This is a genomic window from Shewanella sp. NKUCC06_TVS (assembly GCF_019345515.1).
GTDB classification, from domain to species: Bacteria; Pseudomonadota; Gammaproteobacteria; order Enterobacterales; family Shewanellaceae; genus Shewanella; species Shewanella oncorhynchi.
Genome location: NZ_JAHKQX010000019.1, coordinates 1 through 20,964, shown reverse-complemented (window position 1 = coordinate 20,964; position 20,964 = coordinate 1). Strand labels below are relative to the sequence as shown.

Genomic DNA, 20,964 nt, shown 5'->3' with positions numbered 1-20,964 from the left:
TATAATCTGCGCGCGCAAACCTTCATATTGTATACAAAATATCAAATGCGTTTGGCGCCTCCCAATTTGTTTCAACAATAGCGCCCCAATAACGGCCAAGATGGAAGCGATAACTATGTTCAAAGCGAGTGAAGTGCTGGCAGGCCGCTACGATTCTGCCAATCTCGACGAACTGTTCAAAGCAGTCAGCGACAACTACATTGTCGATGAAGAACAATACTTGTCAGAGCTAATCAAACTAGTTCCCTCAAGTGATGAAGCCATAGAGCGCGTCACTCGTCGTGCCCACGAACTGGTCAATAAGGTTCGTCAATTCGATAAAAAAGGCTTGATGGTCGGCATAGATGCCTTCCTGCAACAGTACAGCTTAGAAACACAGGAAGGCATTATCCTGATGTGTTTAGCCGAAGCTTTACTGCGAATTCCCGATGCGGCCACTGCCGATGCGCTAATTGAAGATAAGCTTTCAGGCGCTAAGTGGGATGAGCACATGAGCAAGAGTGACTCAGTGCTAGTTAACGCATCGACCTGGGGCTTAATGCTCACAGGTAAAATCGTTAAACTCGATAAAAAACTCGATGGCACCCCAAGCAACTTGCTGAGCCGCTTAGTGAATCGTCTGGGTGAGCCTGTGATCCGTCAAGCCATGATGGCAGCGATGAAGATCATGGGTAAGCAGTTCGTACTGGGCCGCAACATGAAAGAAGCCCTAAAGAACAGTGAAGACAAACGTAAGTTAGGTTATACCCATTCCTACGACATGCTGGGCGAAGCGGCGTTAACTCGCAAAGATGCCGAGAAATACTATACCGATTACGCCAATGCGATCACTGAGCTCGGTGCTCAAAGCTATAACGAAAATGAATCACCGCGCCCAACAATCTCCATCAAGCTGTCGGCATTGCACCCACGTTACGAAGTGGCCAATGAAGACCGCGTCTTGACTGAACTGTACGACACAGTGATTCGTCTGATTAAACTGGCACGTGGCTTAAATATCGGTATATCTATCGATGCTGAAGAAGTCGATCGCCTCGAGTTATCACTAAAACTGTTCCAAAAACTGTTTAATGCTGAAGCAACTAAAGGCTGGGGATTACTCGGCATAGTCGTACAAGCCTACTCTAAGCGTGCCCTGCCCGTACTGGTTTGGTTAACGCGTCTGGCGAAAGATCAAGGGGATGAAATCCCAGTTCGTCTGGTAAAAGGTGCCTATTGGGATAGCGAACTTAAGTGGGCGCAACAAGCTGGCGAAGCCGCTTATCCACTCTACACTCGCAAAGCCGGTACTGACGTTTCTTACCTCGCCTGCGCCCGTTACTTGTTATCGGATGCGACTCGCGGCGCTATCTACCCACAATTTGCTAGCCACAATGCGCAAACCGTGGCGGCAATTTCCGATATGGCGGGCGATCGTAACCATGAGTTCCAACGCTTACACGGCATGGGACAAGAGCTGTACGACACGATTCTGGCTGAAACCGGTGCTAAAGCGGTACGTATTTATGCGCCTATCGGTGCCCATAAAGATCTACTGCCCTATTTAGTCCGTCGTCTGCTGGAAAACGGCGCGAATACTTCGTTCGTCCACAAACTGGTCGATCCTAAAACCCCCATAGAGTCATTAGTGATACATCCGCTAACAACGCTGACGGGTTACAAAACCCTGGCTAACAACAGAATCGTTTTACCTGCCGATATTTTCGGTAGCGATCGCAAAAATTCCAAGGGACTCAATATGAACATCATTTCCGAATCTGAGCCATTTTTCGCGGCACTAGAACAGTTTAAAAATACCCAATGGCAAGCGGGCCCTCTGGTTAACGGTAAAACCTTAACTGGCGAACATAAAACGATTGTTAGCCCATACGACACTACCCAAACCGTAGGTCAAGTCGCCTTCGCCGACAAAGCTGCAATCGAAGCAGCCGTCGCGTCTGCTGAAGCAGCATTTGCCTCTTGGGCACGCACACCAGTGGAAACCCGTGCATCTGCACTGCAAAAATTGGCCGATTTATTAGAAGAAAACCGCGAAGAATTGATCGCCCTGTGCACCCGTGAAGCGGGCAAGAGCATTCAAGACGGTATCGACGAAGTACGTGAAGCCGTTGATTTCTGTCGTTACTACGCAGTACAAGCCAAGAAGATGATGGCAAAACCTGAACTGCTTCCAGGCCCAACGGGTGAACTGAACGAACTGTTCCTCCAAGGCCGCGGCGTATTCGTGTGTATCAGCCCATGGAACTTCCCATTGGCCATCTTCCTCGGTCAAGTCTCTGCGGCATTAGCGGCGGGTAATACAGTCATCGCAAAACCCGCGGAGCAAACCTCGATTATTGGTTACCGTGCGGTGCAACTCGCTCACCAAGCGGGTATTCCTGTCGAGGTGCTGCAATTCCTACCCGGTACTGGTGCGACAGTGGGTAGCGCAATTACGGCCGATGAACGTATCGGTGGTGTGTGCTTTACCGGTTCAACTGGCACGGCAAAACTGATTAACCGTACACTGGCCAACCGTGATGGCGCGATTATTCCATTAATCGCCGAAACCGGTGGCCAAAATGCCATGGTAGTGGACTCAACCTCTCAACCCGAGCAAGTGGTTAACGATGTGGTTTCATCGTCATTCACCAGCGCGGGCCAACGCTGCTCAGCGCTGCGCGTGCTTTTCCTCCAAGAAGACATCGCCGATCGCGTGATCGAAGTCCTGCAAGGCGCCATGGATGAGTTAGTGATTGGCAACCCAAGTTCAATCAAAACCGACGTAGGCCCAGTGATTGACGCCACCGCTAAAGCCAACTTAGATGCGCACATCGACCATATCAAGCAAGTCGGTAAGCTTATCAAGCAAATGCCGCTGCCTGCTGGCACTGAGAACGGTCACTTCGTGTCGCCCACTGCGGTTGAAATAGATTCAATTAAAGTGCTGGAAAAAGAGCACTTTGGCCCAATCCTGCACGTGATCCGTTACAAGGCATCTGAACTTGCCCATGTAATCAATGAAATCAACAGCACAGGCTTTGGCTTAACCTTAGGTATCCACAGCCGTAACGAAGGCCATGCCCTTGAAGTCGCGGATAAAGTGAATGTGGGTAACGTGTACATTAACCGCAACCAAATCGGCGCTGTGGTGGGTGTACAGCCTTTCGGTGGTCAAGGTCTGTCAGGCACAGGTCCTAAAGCCGGTGGCCCACACTACTTAACCCGTTTTGTGACTGAAAAGACTCGCACCAACAACATCACCGCTATTGGTGGTAATGCCACGTTACTGTCACTGGGTGATGGCGAAGAATAAGCACACTGAACTTGCTTTAGAATATCGCTATGCATCTTTAGCCATCGCGATAACAATAAAAAAGCCAGACTGAGTCTGGCTTTTTTATTAGAGTCTAAAACGGTACTTATCTATGACGTAACAATTTAATCAAAATCTCAGTCATTACATATCCGTCATTAATACGGGTTGGCCAAAACCTTTAAGTTCAGCATGGGAGGACTCAAAATACTGTTGCCAAAACTGTTTCAACGGCAACATTACTTGACCGCCTCTAAATCCTTTTGATGTAGCAGGAACCCAACCCGCACCTAATACGTAAATATCTGCCTGCTTAAAATCACTCAGCATGTTCGCTTTTTGTATTTTTAGCATTTCTTGCTCAGGTTCGATAACTTTTAAGGTGTTTTTACTGTAAAAGCTGGTCACATCTGAATTTTCAACCATATCGGACACAAGTAACAATACTCGGCGTCCTTCGGTATCGGCAGCCACTTGCGGCGCAATAACCTGAGATAAATTACTGAGGATTTCAGTTTTAGGCAAATCCACATCATTAGGTTTAAAAGCATGTTTTATATGGGCATCAATTTTACTTCTAACGAACTGAGCCTGCTTATTCATGCAATTATCAAAAGCCATTAGATTTTTCTTCGATACGTCATCCCTGTCAGCAATATCAGTATCCAGCCTGCCACTAAACAAAACATCGGTATAAAAATCTTTTACATAAGCACTAAAGCTAATGATAGTGATTTTATCCCCAGCTTGTAGGAAGAGATGCACTTTCTCATGAACTAACTGTTTAATATTTATGTCCGGAGAAAAAGTACCATCGATTGCCACAAACAAATGTCGGCCAGAAACTGTCTTTGCCGTTAGTGGATCAATTTTGGCAAACTCGTAGCAACTTTTAATATCATTTCTCTCAGCAGCCATCGCAGGCAAACACATAGAAATAGCTAAAGTGCCAAACAAGCCAGTAACCACCAACTTAGCAAGCTTTGTCATTCCTGTCATGAACTTAACTCTCCAAGTATCTCTTTGCGTAAACGATCGCGCATCTGTTCTTCCGTTTCAACAACCTTTTTTTGCTGAGTTATTTCAGCAAGCAGCTCTTGTCGAATACGTTGTTCAGCTTGTTCTGGCGTTTCGGCCTCTGCAGCCTTTTTAGCATTCGCTTCAGCAACAAGCTCGGCTTTCAATCTTGCTTCCATCGCCTCTGGTGCTTCGGAAGTTTCTACCTCAACAACATGAGACGTTGCCACCACAGCGGCACTTTTCATCGCCTGATGGCTGGTTAATGTTTGATGCTCACGTAAACGTACCGATTGATCATATCGATTTTCGGCATTACCTAAATCTTCCATATACGTCAGGAATGAACGCTCACCGCAGGCCTCTAACACCTCTAGCACCTTAGGATCTTGGCAATTAGTTTCGGCTTTTTGATTCATTCTTTGCTGCAAGTTAGTTAGGCGCTTCTGGGCTACACGCGCGACTTGCTGCTTTAAACGAGAATAATGCGTCTTAAACTCACGCTCACTTTTAAAGTTGCCAATTTCTTTACGCGCATCTTTAGAATGTTTGCCAGCAAATCCGGTTTTAAAACCAATTAAAATACCGAAAATCTGTAATAGGATGAATAAGAAAGCAAGAAAAATAAAAGTTCCCCAACCGCCTTTCTGTTCACGATCCCACACGTCATCCTTTGCTTTATCACCTGCACTTTTAGACTCATCCAGTAAGAGTGCTGGAGGTGCTTCAGCATAGGGGTCTTGTTCTTGATACAATCCACTCGTTTGCTGAATATTAACTTCATCAATGTGCATTTTTTCAAGCACTTGACCACGCACATAGGTTGCCAATACTGCAATCACTAGGATCGCAATAGCTGTAACCGTAGTAATGAAATAACGGGGCTTAACCTCTGCGTTAGTAGAGATCCGATTAATAAGTTGCTTATATTGAGGCTCATTATCATCCTCAAAGGTTTTATCTAAATTAATACGAGTATTAGGTGCCAGTTCTGGCGTCGATTTGTCGCGGTTTTTAGCATTTTTCCACCAGACCTTGGCCTTTTTAATGAGCGAGTTAGCATGCAGCTCATGTCCAGTAAAGTGAGTTAAACCTACCAGTAAAACCGAGATGATGAAGGCGATACCCACAGCACCTTGCTGCTGTAGTTTTTCCGATGCTCCGGGAATCGTGAAACCTGAAAGAACGTAACTAAATCCCATTGCTTCAACAAACACTAAGGCGGCAATCAATATCCACCCCAAAATATGTAAGTTGTTACGACCATTTTCAGTCACTTTACCTAAATAGTCTTGGCTTTTACTGAAAAGCTCCTCGTCCTTATTCACTTTCTCATAATGAGCCGCAAAATCAGTACATAGTGCGACTTCAGTATTCAACCAATCCTTATCGTAAATCTTAACTTGGGTTTCATAATCTTTCGCTAAGCGACTCTCCTTACCGATTACCGGAAAGGCATACCATGTATTAAGCCACCAGAAACTGACCTTATCCCACCAAACCGTAATAATGACCACTAATACCATCAACGAAAGTAACAGCGACACTAACGTGCGATACTCATTAAATAACATAGACACAAAATCCATTTACCGCTCCTAAGCACATTGCTTATAACAATTTGGGTTCAAAATCGGCTTCATAAACCGTTTTATTCTTCTCGTAGTACAACTTGCCAGCAATCGCGGTCGCTGAACGATCGATTGGCATCACCACATCTATACAGCGCACAGGAGAGTCTTTGTCCGTTGTAAAAACACGATATAACAAGCCTTTATCACCATAATAAGTCTCTACATGGCTCGTAAGCTGATAATTTGGATCATCTTTACTTGAACCTTTGTAATTCTTCCAAATATTCACTTTAGGCGCAGAAACAGCCGTGCCACTGTCCTTAATTACAGCAACAGGGGTCAAACCAATATAATGGCCATTCACTTTATAACCCCAAGCAGTACCATTCATACCCGGTAAATAATCTGCTGTGTTGTAATCCTTACGATTATAGCTCTCACCTGTGGCTAAACTCTTCACGTCCCCCGTGACTCTCGGTCCCTCAACGGCGCAATTTAGGCTAGAGACTTCAGATGCATACGCCTTGCTAAATAATGCAAAACCGCTCTCTTTTTTAGCACCCACTAACTGGGTAAAGTTTGTCGATGGGTCGAGCATTTTCTTACCGCCAAAATCTACCAAGGCTTTTTGCAGTTTCACTGGCTCAAGTAACTTGACGATTTCCGACTCCGTCATTTGTATTTGAGCTGGTGAAGTGCTCGGTTTATTTGGCTGAGTTGTAGGCTGCTTTTCCACTTGAGTCGTAGGCTTGGCTGCTGCCACTTTATCCTGCGATCGGCGGGATAAATAACTCAAATTTGCCTTCTGTTTGTATGAATAGGCCAGTAATTGATCCGGTTTACCGTCAATTTCAATAATTTCTACTCGACGATTTTTTGCTTTGCCAGCGTCATCACTATTAGCTGCAACAGGCTGTGACTCCCCTGCTCCTTGGAAGAATAATCGCTCAGTCGGAATGCCAGCTTGATTAAAGAGGGTTGCCACATAACGCGCTCTCGCTTCGCTAAGCTCTTGATTTAACGATTCAGCACCACTGGCATCTGTATGACCTGTAATCAAAATGTTTTGTTTAGAGTCTTTATAGATAGCGGCGAGTTTTTGAAATTTTTGTTTAGCTTGTGGCGTCGCCTCTGAAGCTCCAGAAGCAAACATCACTTCACTATTACTCGAAACTGTCGCAGCCATACCCACAACTTGATAATTAGCGTACTTTTCTGAATCTTCCTTCGACATGGTTTGTTCGGTTGAACTGATCAGTAAGCTACTTTGTTGTTCATCTGATGCTTTTGAAGCGCTGATTGAAGTAAATTGAATATCAAGATTTTCTGTTTTCGCTAACTGTTCTAATGCTTCGCGTTTTTGCTGAAAATCATAACCAACGGTACAACCAATCGCAGCACCAGCAGCACCGCCATAAAGCATACCTTCATTGCCACCTAAATAATTCCCAATCAATACACCTAAACCAGTACCAATAGCACAACCAATAACAGTTTCTTTATTATCTTCAACAGATTGAGTGATGGCACAACTGCTAAGCGCTAATACGCCAGCAACTGCGAGCGATATGGATTTCAAATTTGACTTCATAGTCATCCCTAACTTTTTAAAAATTCAAAATTGAATTTTAGATGCAATAAATTAAGTTAAGGATTAGAAGGAATTAGCCCTAAAAAGTCAATCTAAAGTTGATACTGATGTAACCAAAATATTAATTAAGGCTGAAATTTGTGAGCAACTTTATATCGAAGATATTTAAGCGACTGACACAGGAGTTGTCATAAAACAGTTTTATCCTAATGTGAAGTCACAATCACTATGCAAAAAAATCATTACTGGGAATCGTTTCTCAGTTGCACCAAATCTTTCATAGACCTCATAATCTGCACATGACTAATCTCTCTCTTTCTCCCCATATTACATTTTACTAAGGTGGCTATGACATTTTCGTTGTTAGATATTTCTGCATTGGTGTGGTTTATCGTTTCTTGGGCTGGCTACACCGCCTTTGCCCGTAGCAAGGCGAGAGATACCGACTGTATTGCCCGTGGTCTGCATAAGCATAGAATTTACTGGATGCTTGAGGTGATGACCCGCGGTGTGCGCGTGGGTGATGCGGCACTACTGGCCAACTTAGAACGCAATATTGCATTTTTTGCCTCGACTACGCTGTTTGTGCTCGCGGGTGTACTGACCTTATTTGCACAAGTTGAACGACTAGAAAGTGTTATAGCAACCATTCCCTTCGCCACGCCACCGAATCATGCGCTAGTGCAAGTCAAGTTAGCTCTACTAGTTGGCATTTTTGTGATGGCCTTCTTCCAGTTTACTTGGTCGATGCGCCAATACGGTTTTGTGAACGTGATGATAGGCGCGGGTCCTCTGGACACCGATGGCTCAAATGACAATCTCAAAGCCTATGCAAGACAAATGGCGACAGTGCAAGATCAAGCGGCACACTCCTATAACTATGGTTTACGCGCCTATTACTTTTCAATGGCGGTATTGTGCTGGTTTGTACACCCGATACTCTTTATCTCGGCCAGCTTATTTGTGGTAGCAACCTTATATCGCCGCGAGTTCAAGTCCCGTGCCGTTCTGGCGATCACGGCAGCGAAAGGCCATCTCCAAATAGAGAGCCAAGTGCGGGAAACCGCCCGCAACCACAAAATAGAATCATAGCCTTGGCGGTTTAGGCAGCTGCGTCATCTTGATTGGAATTATTGTTCTATACTCTTTGGGTCATGTTTCTATTGAATTACTGGGAGAGTGCCATGAGCGATAACTTATTAACCTTAGATGAAGTGTGCAAAATGCTAGATAAAACACCAGCGACCATTAAACGCTTCGCTCGGGAGAATTTACTCTCAAGTGTTCAAGATGGTGACGAATTAAAATTCCCTGAAGCGGAAGTTAAACGCTACCTCGCCTTTTCACAACGCTTAGGCTAAAACGCATCAAGTAACTCACGGCAAATAAAACTGAGTCATCAGTATTTAAGCCGTTTGAGTTTGTGAAGGTGGCTTGAATTGAAATGTGATACTCGAATTTAAGTACACTGCTTAAGTTTAAGTCGTTGATAGCGAGTTCAAACAGACAGTGAATGCGATATGGACAGTGAAGCTCAAAGGGATTTGAACTGAGCCATAGCGGTTTGTTGCGATGGATTGGTTAGCCGAATTTAGCGGTGCAAACCATAAAATTTAAGCGATGAAACTTTAAGCTATTAAGCCTCAAGCTGTTAATCCAAAAGATTGAACCATTACTTATTATTTAAAGCCTGCTGCAACTGCCGATAGGATAACCACTCTCGCTGCACTTCACTTAGGCCTAAGTCAGCGGCGAGTTGTTGCAATTGAACTTCATACTTAGGCAACAGGGTTTCATCATTTGTCATAATCGCGAGTTCAGCAAAATCCCCTAAACCTTCGATATGATCGATTGTTAGATGAAATTCACCCAGAAAATAGATACTGCGGCGCTTTTTAATTTCCAGTACACACTCATAGCCTAAGGTCTGCAGCATACTTTTTGCTTTTGTTGATTCAGTGATATTCACGGCTTCACAGCGGTCTTTTTCTGGCCCTTTCACTATCCACAGCATTATCCCCGATGGCTGCATCTCACGGATACACAAGCTCTTGTGCTCACCTTTAAGTGACTGTGATGGCAGATCAAAGTAACAGTCATGCTCAAGGTTATCTTCGAGCATGACCTCGGGATTTCTCATTTGTAAGGCAGCGAAAAAAGCGTGGCGATCCAGTAAGTGGTATTTAAGCTCGACCTCAAACTTACCATTAAAATGGGCATTAATTTGTGGGGCTAATGCTTCCGGCATCGCAGGGTTCATAGATTCATATCCGCTTTTAATGGGTAAAATATATCGCTATTTATAATATTGAGCGCCAACGTCTTAATTCCAAAAGATTAAATCCAAAACCTTAAGCGAGTCTTTGGTACAAGGCCTGATACTCTGCACTGTCTTCAATTAAGCTCTGGTGAGTACCAGACGCAATAATCTTCCCCTGACCGAGTAAATGAATTTGATCCATCTTCGCCATAGCCGTTAAACGATGGCTAATCATCAGCAAGGTTTTATCCTGAGCAAATTCAAACAGTAAACTTAAAATTTCCCGCTCGGTGCGTTTATCTAGCCCTTCTGTTGGCTCATCGAGCAATAACAGCGGCGCATCACGCAGCAGCGCCCTAGCAACACCAATTCGGCGCTGCTCACCACCCGAAAGCTGACGTCCACCTTCACCAATCCACATATCCAGCGGCTTATCACCCGTGAGTAAAGCGCCAAGTCCAACCCGCTGTAACACATCAATCAAGCGTGCGTCGTGGGCCGTGCGTTTCTCGCCCTCGATAACAGGTAAGGCTAATACTAAATTTTCCCGCAAAGTACCTGCAAACAAATAGATGCGTTGACTAATCACAGTAATCGCATCCCTAAGACCGCGCTCGCTGTATTCTGAAAGTGCATGACCATCGAGCTTGATGTGCCCTTGCTGCGCTTGCCATTCTCGGGTAATCAGCGTCAATAAGCTCGACTTACCGCACCCCGTTGGTCCAAGTAATGCGACTTTTTGCCCGGCTTTTATCTCAAGGGACATACCTTGCAGCACGTTTTGATCGTCTCGATAACCAAAGTGGATATCTTCAATCTGTAATGCGCCAGATTTTGCCCTCAAGCCAGTATCGACAGCAAATTGAATATCGGCCTTTTGTTCGGTGATTTCATTAATTCGCGTTGCGGCCAATACGCAACCTGACAAATGCTGAAACGCGCCCGCGATCGGCATCATCATCTCGACGCAGGCCATAGTCGCAAACACCATAAGTGCAAACATGGGCCCCGGCGGCACGGCATCACCCACACCTTGAGCGGCCAAATACAAGATCATGATCAAGGCTGAGCCCGTGGAGAGGATCAACATGGCTTGGCTGAGTGCAGTAATATTGGCCATCGCGCTTTGGCTGCGAAAAAGTGCAACTTCAGCATCATTCAGTTTTTGCCTGAATCTGTCGTTCGCGCCAAATAGGCTAAGTTCGGCTTGGCCTTGCAACATATCCAATAACTGCACCCGATAATGACGCTTGGTCTCGAGCATAGTTCGGCTTGGCGCGTGTCCAAGGCGATAAAATAGCAGTGGCATCACCAGCCAAACAGCGACTAAGAATAAGCAAAGACTGAGAGCAAGTTTGGCATCGAACCAAGCAAGAAACAGATACAAGAGCCCCGTCATCAGAAGGGATGCTGCCATAGGCGTGAGCAGTCGCAGGTAAAGATGATCGAGGGTATCGATATCGGCCACTAAGCGATTGAGCATGTCGCCACGGCGTAGCCCCTGCAGATTTTTAGCACTTAGCGGCAAGAGTTTACGCCACGCCCAAACACGAAGTTCAGTCAACAACTTAAAGGTTGCCTCATGGGTCGCTAAACGCTCGCCATAACGACTGGCAGTACGGGCAATTGATAAGAAACGTACCCCGCCCGCGGGAGTGAAAAAGTTAAAGGACTGCGCCGTGACTATCGTCAAACCTGCAACAGCGGTAGCGGAAAGAAACCAGCCCGAAAGTGACAGTAAACCTATGCCAGCCATCAAAGTAATAATGGTCAGCAGCAAGCCCACGGACATCATTAGCCACTGGCGCGAGAACAATCGAATAAAGGGGATCAGCACTTTCATTGGGCATCTCCTTTAGTAGACTCGGCGGCACTGTCGAGTGGAGCGTCACTATCAAGCTGAGTATCACTTGCGCTTGCCGATAACGGTACAAGTTCAATATCCGCCACGGACTCAACATTTTCACGCAGTAAAGTTTGGAATAAGCCGTTTGTGTCAGACAAAGTGGTGTAATCGCCCCGCTGCACTATCAAGCCTTTATCGAGCACAAGAATAGTATCCATTTGATCTAACTGTTCTAATCTGTGGGTCACCATAATGCACATCTTACCCGCCATGGCGCGATTCAGCGCAGAACTCACTGCCTGCTCACTCTGGCTATCTAAACTGGCTGTGGGTTCATCGAGGACAAACAAACTCGCCTGCTGCCCAAGCGCTCTTGCTAAGGCAATACGTTGAGCTTGGCCAACGGATAAACCGGAGGATTGTTCACCGACTGGTGCATCTAAACCCAATAGCTGCGCCTTAACGAAGTCGCTGATATTGGCCTCTGCCAGCAAGTGCCACAGCGTATCGTCGGGCAGAGTTGGGGCGGCTAAGGCAACGTTATCCCGCACTGTGCCGTGAAATAACTGCGGTTCCTGTCCAAGCCAAGCTAAATGCTGTCGCCAATAGGCTAAGTCTAATGCGGATAACTCATGGCCATTAATCAACAAATGGCCCTTGTAGGGTAAAAATCCCAATAAGGCGTTGAGTAAACTGGTTTTACCCGCTCCGCTCGGACCAACTAAAGCTAAGCGTTTCCCCTCTTTTAACTCAAAACTCAGCGGGCCAAGTAAACGCGTGCCATCGACACTGAACACCTCAAAATTGTCGGCACTCAGCGTCTCTATGCTATTGATACGGACGTGGCCGGCAAATTCAGGTTCCGGATGTTCGAGCAAGGTAATCAAAGCTTCTGCCGCGCCTATAGCCTGCGCCTTAGCATGGTAATGAGTCCCCATGTCGCGCAGCGGTTGATAAAACTCAGGAGCTAAAATCAGAATAAATAGCCCAGTAAATAAGCTGAAAGGAATACCGCCCATGTCAGGATCTGTACTTGAACTAATATTGGCATGGGCGCCATAGTAGCCAAAATCTAAGTGACCTAAGTAACTGAAACCAAAATAAACCGCCAATACTGCAATCGATACCGCGGCAAAAAACTCTAAGACTGCCGAGCTTAAAAATGCCATGCGTAGCACCGACATAGTGCGGCTACGAAACTCTTCTGAAGCACTCGCGATCACCTTAAGCTCGGCATCACCACGGTGAAAAAGTTTCAACGTGCTTAAGCCTTTTAATCTATCCATAAAATGGCCGCTCAATCTTGCAAGCGCACTGAAGTTTTTGCGATTGGCATCGGCAGCGCCCATGCCAACTAAGATCATAAACATAGGGATTAATGGCGCTGTGAGTAACAGGATTAAGCCTGCCGCCCAGTTAATCGGGAATACCGCCGCTAAAATGAGTACGGGAATAAAACCAGCAAGGCTGATTTGCGGAAGGTATCTGGCATAAAAATCTTGTAAATCTTCGACTTGCTCTAAGACTATGCTGGCCCAACTCCCTGCGGGTTTACCTTTAATAAATGCAGGACCTAGCTTAGTCAACTTGTCCATCACTGCCGCGCGAATATGGCCACGTAGACGCTTACCCGCCTCAAAACTGGCGCGCTCACGCCCATAAGCCAACAAGGCACGCAGTAACATCAAGGCAATTAGCGCAATAAAATGAGGTGTATAGGTATCAATATTCACGCTGGAACTGATCGTTTGGGCATTGTCAGTTAGCGGTATAACTTGCCCTATGATCACGCCATCCAGAATCGTCGCGATAATATAAGCCTGCGCCACCATAGCGACGGCGCTTATCATCCCAAGCCATAACGACAATTTAAGGAACAGGCCACAGGCTTTTTTCTGGGCTTTAAGCCAAACGAGAAGGGATTTTTCTAACGACTTATCCATGGTGCTCCAACAAGAAAACAATTAAGCGACTCGTAGCGGGGATCGACTATCGATAACAATTCAGTTTAAGGGGCTTGCAACAGCTAAAAAGTTCCGATAGGGACGCAGTATCGCAGGCATCTACAACAGATGAAACCCTATCACAGACTTTTGCTAGCGGACTCACAAAAACGAGCTAAAGATAAATAAATCTAGGAGTTAACGGAACTTTACCTAGTACTAGCCTGATTTTAAAAACTTAGGTAGCATGAAGCTCTTTGTATTGAATGTCCTCTATCTATGCCAAATAAAAATGCTGGTTTCACCCTGATTGAACTCGTTGTGGTTATTATTATTCTTGGCGTATTAGCCGTAGTAGCTGCACCTAAATTCATTAATTTACAATCAGATGCCTATAAGAGTCAGCTATCAGGTGCACTGGCTTCGATGAAATCCGCCGTCACTTTATTCAAATCAAAGTCGGAAATTGCTAACAGCGGCACCACGAATAGAGTCGTTTACGACGAAATCCGTGGCGAAAACTATCAGCCTTGGGCTGCCAGCACCAGCGGTATAACGCCAAGTACGGCTTACACGACTCCGCCAGAAATTTTTAAAGCGGCAGGGCTAAATGTGAATGAGTGGTCCTATCGAATTTACACCACCAACGGCACCTATGAAGTTATAGCCACACCAAAGCAAAAACTGAACCTTGCCACGCCCACAGAAGCGCAAGTCGAAGCGACAAATTGTTATATCGACTATAAATGGGAGACAACGGGCGTCCCCACTTATAAAAAAGTCGACACTGGTTGCTAGGCGACCTTAACGATAAAATATCTATAGAAAAAAAACAGCGAATTAACCTGATGTTATCTCGCTGTTTTATTTACGACCTAAACTCATTTTGTTGTTAATGCTTACGTTTACAATTAAGCATTTTTAAAGAGTTCGCGCTTATTACACTCCACCGTATTTCACCAGCACATGCCAGAGCAACTTAAGTTCATGGGCGACTTGCGCACGATTACCGCGGTCGCGCCAATGCTGGGGGGAATGGTATAAATCCCGCGCCGCCACGCCTATGGCATAGGCATCGACTCTGTCTTCTATGGCAATCCGATTAGCCAGCGATGGCATAGTTGGCCCACGGAAATCACTGGGGATCTGCGCCGTATGCAGGCTAAAGCCATCATAATATTGCAGCTCAATATCATATTTATCGCAAATTTTACTTAAGCTTGCGCCAATATCAGTCCCCTTAAAACTGGGGTCCGCCACCAGCATGGCGATATCTTCATCGAGGGAAACATCGCCATGGATCTGCGCCTCTATATAATGGTCAAGATTATTCGATAGCGGCCGCTCGAAACGTGAAAGCAAGGAAGCATTGAGCTGATGCCCCAAATAATGGATCACATTCAGCGGCTTAAAGTCGGATTTGCCTAAGGCATAGTGACGCTCAAAACTCTCAGTCAGCAGCGCCGCTAAAATATCATCGAAACATGACAGCGTGCCTTTCTCTTTCGGATTACGATACGAGTCAAGATAACTAAAGGTTGAGCGCGCCATCGCACTCGTATGAGTCAAAAAATAACAGCTTCCAAAACGTGGGGCGGGACCGTCCTGCCACATCCCCAGATCGAGTGCGCCGTATTTAGGCCGAGATTTAGTGCCCTTGTATACATCCCCAAAAAGCTGATTTTCCCAATGATCCCGTGGGCCACCTAACTCAGGTGACAACTGACCATTGGAAATATGGGTCTCAAACTGGCTGCGGTATTGACCATCGCGCAGTAAACCTTCGGCAACCGTCATACCACGGCTATCAATTCTATCTGGATGAAAATGCAGCGCAATTCGGCAACAGTTGAGCAATTGTTTAAGCGCGAGTTGCATCTCATGCATGGGGATATTTGACATCTGCTGCACATTTTTAATCACAGCGACGGCTTGTTCACTGCGTCCTCGTGCAAGGCGTTCAATATGCTGTATCGCTGTCATAATCCACCTATAAATGAGAGGCGTTTAACCGTTCCCACAATGCCTCATCCTAAAATAAACGTGAGATAAATCGCAAGCATGCAGAGAACTGCTCTTAAGCCACTCCATCTAAATGACTAAGTTAAACATGAATGACTCAGTTAAACGTGACCGTGAAAACACTCAATAATTCTTTCGCTCGGTTCATTGTTAAAAATTCAGCGAATAACATCAATCACGAACTGAACAGATAGCTAAACCAATTGCGTCATTGATTAATTCTACTCCAATCGACTTTAGTTTATACCACTCTCATTATTGTAGCGTGATCTACCGCTAACTCATTCTAACTCTAGATAAAAAATGCCTATGACTTCAATTGATATTATGAAATAAGCCTAATAGTCATCTTATTCCTTGAAATCAATTAACTTCCATAACCTCAAACTCTGCCATCTAAACTTGCGCCTAAAAGATAAGCGAGGCCGAGTGAAAGCCGCCGACAAGCGATTTATGTGCCAATATGAATGAAACCCAGCCCAAAAACCTTTATTAGATGGCACTTAAAGCCCTGATCCTGTAAGCTGCACGCCCGCCAGCAGACCTGGCTATTGACCATAAATGCAGCACAGTGTTGCCACAAGAGACCAATCTATGAGTTTTACCTCCCTGGGCTTATCGGCCCCGATACTTAAAGCCGTTGCCGAACAAGGCTACGACACACCTTCGCCAATCCAAGCTCAAGCAATTCCCGCTGTGCTTCAAGGCAAAGATGTGATGGCGGCCGCCCAAACAGGAACAGGTAAAACAGCAGGTTTCACCCTACCTATGCTCGAACTCCTGAGTAAAGGTAACCGTGCCCAAGCAGGCCAAGTGCGCGCATTAGTGTTAACTCCGACACGCGAATTGGCAGCTCAGGTTGCAGAAAGTGTTGAAACCTATGGTAAGAATTTACCACTGCGCTCAGCGGTGATATTTGGTGGCGTGCCTATCAATCCACAAATCGCGAAATTGCGCCACGGTGTCGACGTATTAGTCGCCACACCTGGTCGATTGATGGATCTATATAATCAAAAAGCGGTGAAATTCAGCCAGCTTGAGATCTTAGTGTTAGATGAAGCCGACCGCATGCTCGACATGGGCTTTATCCGCGATATCCGTAAGATTTTGGCCATTTTACCTAAGCAACGCCAAAATCTGATGTTCTCAGCCACCTTCTCCGATGAAATTCGTGAGCTGGCCAAAGGCCTAGTCAATGATCCAGTCGAAATTTCGGTCACGCCGCGTAACGCGGCAGCGACCACAGTAAAACAATGGGTTTGCCCTGTTGATAAGAGCCAAAAATCGGCACTCTTGATCCAACTCATCAAGCAAAACGATTGGCAACAAGTGTTGGTATTCTCGCGCACTAAACATGGTGCTAACCGTCTGGCGAAAAGCCTTGAAGAGGCAGGTATCAAAGCCGCCGCTATCCACGGTAACAAGAGCCAAACCGCCCGTACTAAAGCCTTGGCCGACTTTAAAAATGGTCAAGCTCGCGTACTGGTAGCAACCGATATTGCTGCCCGCGGTTTAGACATAGACCAATTACCACAAGTGGTTAACTTCGACTTACCGAACGTGCCAGAAGATTATGTGCATCGTATCGGCCGTACTGGCCGCGCTGGCGCATCGGGTCAAGCCGTGTCACTGGTAAGTAACGAAGAAATCAAACTGCTGAACGATATCGAGCGTTTGATCAATCGCGTATTAGACCGAGAAATGGTTGAAGGCTTTAACCATGTATTGCCTGAGTCACGTTTGGGCGGCGGGAAAAGTAGCGGCAAATCAGTACCAAGTCGTAGAAATACCCGCAGCTCAAACCAACCTAGCTCACGCGATGGTGCCCCAAGAAGCGCCGAGCATAAAGACGGTCAACGCAGCGGTGACGTCGCGCGCGGTCACAAGCCAAACGACAAGAACCCAAGACACAGCGGTGAAGCCAGTAGCGCCGCCCGCAGTGATGCCAAACCTCGTCCACCACGTTCAAACGATGGCCGAGCCAATAGCGCAGGCGCTAGTCGTCCAACTGAAAGCCGTTCAGGCGCTGGCGAAAATCGTGGCCAAGCGGGTGAGAATCCTTACGCCAATGGCCCAAAGAAAAACACCCGTCGCCCAAATAACGGTGCGAGTCGTCCAAGACATTCACAGGATTAATGCAAAAGCTAAGCGAACTTGCTTAGCGATTTAGCCGTATTAAGTCCTAAACAGAAACGCCCAACTCCGTATGGAATTGGGCGTTTTTGTTTGTCTTAGTTTGTCTTTATCGATGCTTAGCTCGTTATCTACGCTTTGAACAATCACTGCCTTAAACAACCTAAAACGGCAACCTAAGCTAATTCGCCTTTGTATCTGGCAACTGCTGCAGGACTTCATCCGTAAAATAGGGTTCATCTTCAACCCAAAAAATGTAGTCTAAGCCTAGGTAGTTTTGCGCAAAATCCAACAGCTCAGGCACAGTATTCTTTTTACCCGTTTTAGGATTAATCTGCCGCAAATTACCGTCTTGCACCGCCATACCTTTCACCAGTGTCGCTGGGTAATCTTTAATAAAGGCATAACTTTGTGCCATATGACTTTTACGGTAAGGCATCAGATCTGGGCCACCCACACCCATGTTGAGCGATTTGGCTTGTGCAAATAAGCCTCGCATATAGCCTTTGTCATTCCATGGCAGCCATTCGTCTGGCAAAAAGTTCAAATACACCATAGCGGTTGAATGCTGAAATGACTCAGCTAATACCTGCATATTCTCGCCAATCGCATCGATATAGGCTTTAGGATTAAAATCACTGGGGAAGGTAGTCGTTCCATCGGCGTTTTCAGTCCCCACATCAATTGAGCTTTCACTAAAGTTAATGCCCGCAATTTTCCCATCAAACTCTTGGCCTAGCTGGCGCACCAATTGCTGATAACGCGCACGCACTGAGGGCTCCCACATTTTGGCTGACCAGCCATACTCATCATCCGTCACCGGTTTATTGGGATCACGCTCTGGTGCACTCAACATGCTTTGCTTCAACACACCGCCTTGATAAATAGGATGATCGAGCAAATAACGTGGCACATTGACTCTGGGCGTAAAGGATTTCTCTTGCAGCTGGATCCACAATTTTTTGCCTATCGAATCGAGATATGCAATATCGGCCCTAATCGCGCTGAAATCATATTCGCCCTGCTTAGGCTCTAAACTGCGCCAAGTATAAACAATCTGCGCACCGCCAAAACGGGGATCGCGCAGCGCCTTGTCGGCACGAATGTTTTCTCCGTTAGCCTCACGATGGTTAATGTAGATGAAGTGCTGTAACGGTTGCGGCTCTGGCAGAATTGATGCAGCGCTCGCTGCGCTCAAAAAGATGCTTAGTAAAATAGTCCATCGAAACATAAATACTCCAAACCGATGCAGCCTTATCACCTGACAAAGCCGTTAATCCGCTCATTTATTTTTTACTCAGAATCACTTCTAACACAGGCAAGCTGAGGGGCATATCAATTAAGCAGACAAATACAAAGTGTTACTTAATCGCCCAATAAGATTCGCGGTGAAGTAGACACAAAGGTGTAGTGACTACCGCTATAAAACCCAACAAAAAAGGGAATAAACCTGAGTTTATTCCCTTTAAAAATAGAGCGAATTAAATCGAGGTACGATTCAACTCAAGCTAGGCCAAACTTACTTCATTGGCCAAGCGCGGTAAGATTTTCCTTTAATACGCCCGCCAGTCAGCTTGTTCAGCGCTTTCTTGGCAACCTTACGATTAACGGCCACATAGGCGCGGTAATCGGTCACTTGGATTTTACCCACCTGTGAGCCTTCGATACCGTTTTCGCCTGTCAGCGCGCCTAAGATATCCCCTGGACGCAGTTTTTCCTTCTTACCACCATCGATCTGCAGAGTGATCATGGTTGGCGCTGCAGGCGTGCTACCGAGCAGACTTTCAGATGGCAGTGATTCGCTGGTGATTTCGCGCTCTAAATACTCTTCTAACAAGGCAATTTTGTAACCGTCTTGGTCGTTATAGAAGGTATAAGCGGCGCCTTTACTGCCTGCGCGGCCAGTACGACCGATGCGGTGAATGTGCACTTCGGTGTCATAGGCGACGTGATAGTTAAACACGGCATCCAGCGCATCGATATCTAAACCACGGGCAGCAACGTCGGTCGCCACTAATACACAGGCACTCTTATTAGCAAATTGCAGCAAGGTTTCGTCCCTGTCTCTTTGCTCTAAATCGCCGTGCAAAGCCAATACGCTAAAGCCTAAGCCTTCGAGCTCATCGGCCACTTTTTGAGTTTCGCGTTTAGTGTTACAAAACACCACTGCGCTTTCAGGCTTATGTTCTAACAACAATAATTGCAGCGCTTGCATGCGCGCCTTGTCATCGTCTAAGTGATAAAAATGCTGGGCTATGCTTAAGCTGTCGTGATTACCTTCAACTTTAACCATGCTTGGGTCATACATGATTTGCTTGGCAATTGATTGAATTTGCTCAGGGAACGTCGCGCTGAATAGCAACGTCTGACGCTCACGCGGGGCTTGTTCGATAATCGCATCGAGGGCGGGTTGGAAACCCATTTCTAACATGCGATCGGCTTCATCGAGCACTAACATGTTGAGATTGCTTAAATCTAAGCGATTGCGATCTAAGTGATCGACGATACGACCCGGCGTACCCACAATAATGTGCGCGCCGTGTTCCAGCGAGCCAACCTGTGGCCCCATAGGCACACCGCCGCAAAGTGTTAGTACTTTAACGTTATGAATACCACGGGCAAGGGTACGGATTTCCTGTGCCACTTGGTCGGCCAACTCGCGGGTTGGGCATAACACTAAGGTTTGAATGCGAAAGCGTTTAACGTCTAACTTGTTCAGTAACCCTAAGCCAAAGGCGGCCGTTTTACCCGAGCCAGTTTTACCCTGACCTATCACATCCTGCCCCGCTAAAATGGGTGGCAAACTTTGCGCCTGAATTGGCGTCATCTCGTTGTAGCCCATAGAAGAAAGGTTCTCAAGCAGTTCGGGTTTTAGCTTAAGAGTCGAAAAAGCCATTGATGGATTAGGCTTAGTATCAGAGTTGCTCAAGGTGAATATCCTGTGGTGGGTAACGAAGCGGCTACTAGGTTACTGAAATTGCGTTACTTATCGATTTAACTGGTCTATCAAGATTCAGGTTAGCTTTGGGCTAGCTTGAGTTTAGATTTAAGCTCTAGGCTCGCTCAACCCAAAAGCACGGCTATTGTAGCAACAAAGCGCGGCTTTTGCCTCAAGTCCTTAAGCAATAGACATAGCAGGCGTAAACAGCAACAAAAAAGCCCTGCAGGAATACCTGTCTCTTCTACACAAATCCCTCAGTTTGCCCCGGGGGATTTTTTTGAACCATTTTCAATTACCCTGATCTGATCCTGACCTTTTGTTTCAGATACCACATACCATGTT

General features: G+C 46.1%; 14 protein-coding genes. 5 read left to right on the top strand and 9 right to left on the bottom strand.

Annotation, left to right across the window (positions count from 1 at the left end):
- Positions 1-100 precede the first annotated feature (100 nt).
- A complete protein-coding gene (putA, locus tag KO531_RS18775) occupies positions 101-3,295 on the top strand; it encodes a bifunctional proline dehydrogenase/L-glutamate gamma-semialdehyde dehydrogenase PutA (RefSeq protein ID WP_219251956.1) in 3,195 nt (1,064 codons plus the stop codon).
- Positions 3,296-3,439: 144 nt separating this feature from the next.
- Here the strand turns inward: putA and KO531_RS18770 are convergent, their stop codons facing one another.
- Genes KO531_RS18770 through KO531_RS18760 form a run of 3 tightly spaced genes read right to left on the bottom strand, consistent with a single transcriptional unit; the run spans position 3,440 to position 7,477 of the window.
- On the bottom strand, positions 3,440-4,252 hold the full coding sequence (locus tag KO531_RS18770) for a hypothetical protein (RefSeq protein WP_219251955.1): 813 nt from the start codon (positions 4,250-4,252) through the stop codon (positions 3,440-3,442).
- Positions 4,253-4,290: 38 nt separating this feature from the next.
- On the bottom strand, positions 4,291-5,901 hold the full coding sequence (locus KO531_RS18765; protein WP_219251954.1) for a hypothetical protein: 1,611 nt from the start codon (positions 5,899-5,901) through the stop codon (positions 4,291-4,293).
- Between the two features lie 22 nt (positions 5,902-5,923).
- Positions 5,924-7,477: an OmpA family protein gene (locus KO531_RS18760; protein ID WP_168822544.1), complete on the bottom strand. Its 1,554-nt coding sequence runs from the start codon at positions 7,475-7,477 to the stop codon at positions 5,924-5,926.
- A 348-nt stretch (positions 7,478-7,825) separates the two neighbouring features.
- On the opposite strand from KO531_RS18760, the gene KO531_RS18755 reads away from it, so the two are divergent.
- The gene (locus KO531_RS18755) at positions 7,826-8,569 is read left to right on the top strand and encodes a DUF599 domain-containing protein (protein ID WP_131524297.1); all 744 of its coding nucleotides are present in this window, start codon (positions 7,826-7,828) and stop codon (positions 8,567-8,569) included.
- Between the two features lie 92 nt (positions 8,570-8,661).
- Positions 8,662-8,838 carry a helix-turn-helix domain-containing protein gene (locus KO531_RS18750; RefSeq protein WP_006082937.1) on the top strand — a complete coding sequence of 59 codons (177 nt, stop codon included), beginning with the start codon at positions 8,662-8,664 and terminating at the stop codon, positions 8,836-8,838.
- Positions 8,839-9,149: 311 nt separating this feature from the next.
- Here the strand turns inward: KO531_RS18750 and cyaB are convergent, their stop codons facing one another.
- The 3 genes from cyaB to cydD form a co-directional block, all read right to left on the bottom strand.
- Positions 9,150-9,737 (bottom strand): class IV adenylate cyclase, encoded by a 588-nt coding sequence (gene cyaB / locus KO531_RS18745; RefSeq protein ID WP_219251953.1) that lies wholly within the window; start codon positions 9,735-9,737, stop codon positions 9,150-9,152.
- 91 nt (positions 9,738-9,828) lie between these two features.
- A complete protein-coding gene (cydC, locus tag KO531_RS18740; protein WP_219251952.1) occupies positions 9,829-11,580 on the bottom strand; it encodes a cysteine/glutathione ABC transporter ATP-binding protein/permease CydC in 1,752 nt (583 codons plus the stop codon).
- Positions 11,577-13,526 carry a cysteine/glutathione ABC transporter permease/ATP-binding protein CydD gene (gene cydD, locus KO531_RS18735; RefSeq protein ID WP_219251951.1) on the bottom strand — a complete coding sequence of 650 codons (1,950 nt, stop codon included), beginning with the start codon at positions 13,524-13,526 and terminating at the stop codon, positions 11,577-11,579. The genes cydC and cydD overlap by 4 nt, the downstream gene beginning before the upstream one ends.
- Positions 13,527-13,805: 279 nt before the next feature.
- On the opposite strand from cydD, the gene KO531_RS18730 reads away from it, so the two are divergent.
- Entirely contained in the window at positions 13,806-14,324 is a 519-nt protein-coding gene (locus tag KO531_RS18730) for a prepilin-type N-terminal cleavage/methylation domain-containing protein (RefSeq protein ID WP_105251541.1), read from the top strand.
- Between the two features lie 141 nt (positions 14,325-14,465).
- Here the strand turns inward: KO531_RS18730 and KO531_RS18725 are convergent, their stop codons facing one another.
- Positions 14,466-15,509: a DUF3626 domain-containing protein gene (locus tag KO531_RS18725; protein ID WP_219251950.1), complete on the bottom strand. Its 1,044-nt coding sequence runs from the start codon at positions 15,507-15,509 to the stop codon at positions 14,466-14,468.
- Between the two features lie 633 nt (positions 15,510-16,142).
- On the opposite strand from KO531_RS18725, the gene KO531_RS18720 reads away from it, so the two are divergent.
- The gene (locus tag KO531_RS18720; RefSeq protein ID WP_219251949.1) at positions 16,143-17,684 is read left to right on the top strand and encodes a DEAD/DEAH box helicase; all 1,542 of its coding nucleotides are present in this window, start codon (positions 16,143-16,145) and stop codon (positions 17,682-17,684) included.
- A 178-nt stretch (positions 17,685-17,862) separates the two neighbouring features.
- On the opposite strand, the gene KO531_RS18715 is transcribed toward KO531_RS18720, so the two are convergent.
- Together KO531_RS18715 and dbpA are read right to left on the bottom strand one after the other, a co-directional pair.
- Positions 17,863-18,912 carry a hypothetical protein gene (locus KO531_RS18715; RefSeq protein ID WP_219251948.1) on the bottom strand — a complete coding sequence of 350 codons (1,050 nt, stop codon included), beginning with the start codon at positions 18,910-18,912 and terminating at the stop codon, positions 17,863-17,865.
- 288 nt (positions 18,913-19,200) lie between these two features.
- Entirely contained in the window at positions 19,201-20,577 is a 1,377-nt protein-coding gene (gene dbpA / locus KO531_RS18710; RefSeq protein WP_011788211.1) for an ATP-dependent RNA helicase DbpA, read from the bottom strand.
- Positions 20,578-20,964 lie beyond the last annotated feature (387 nt).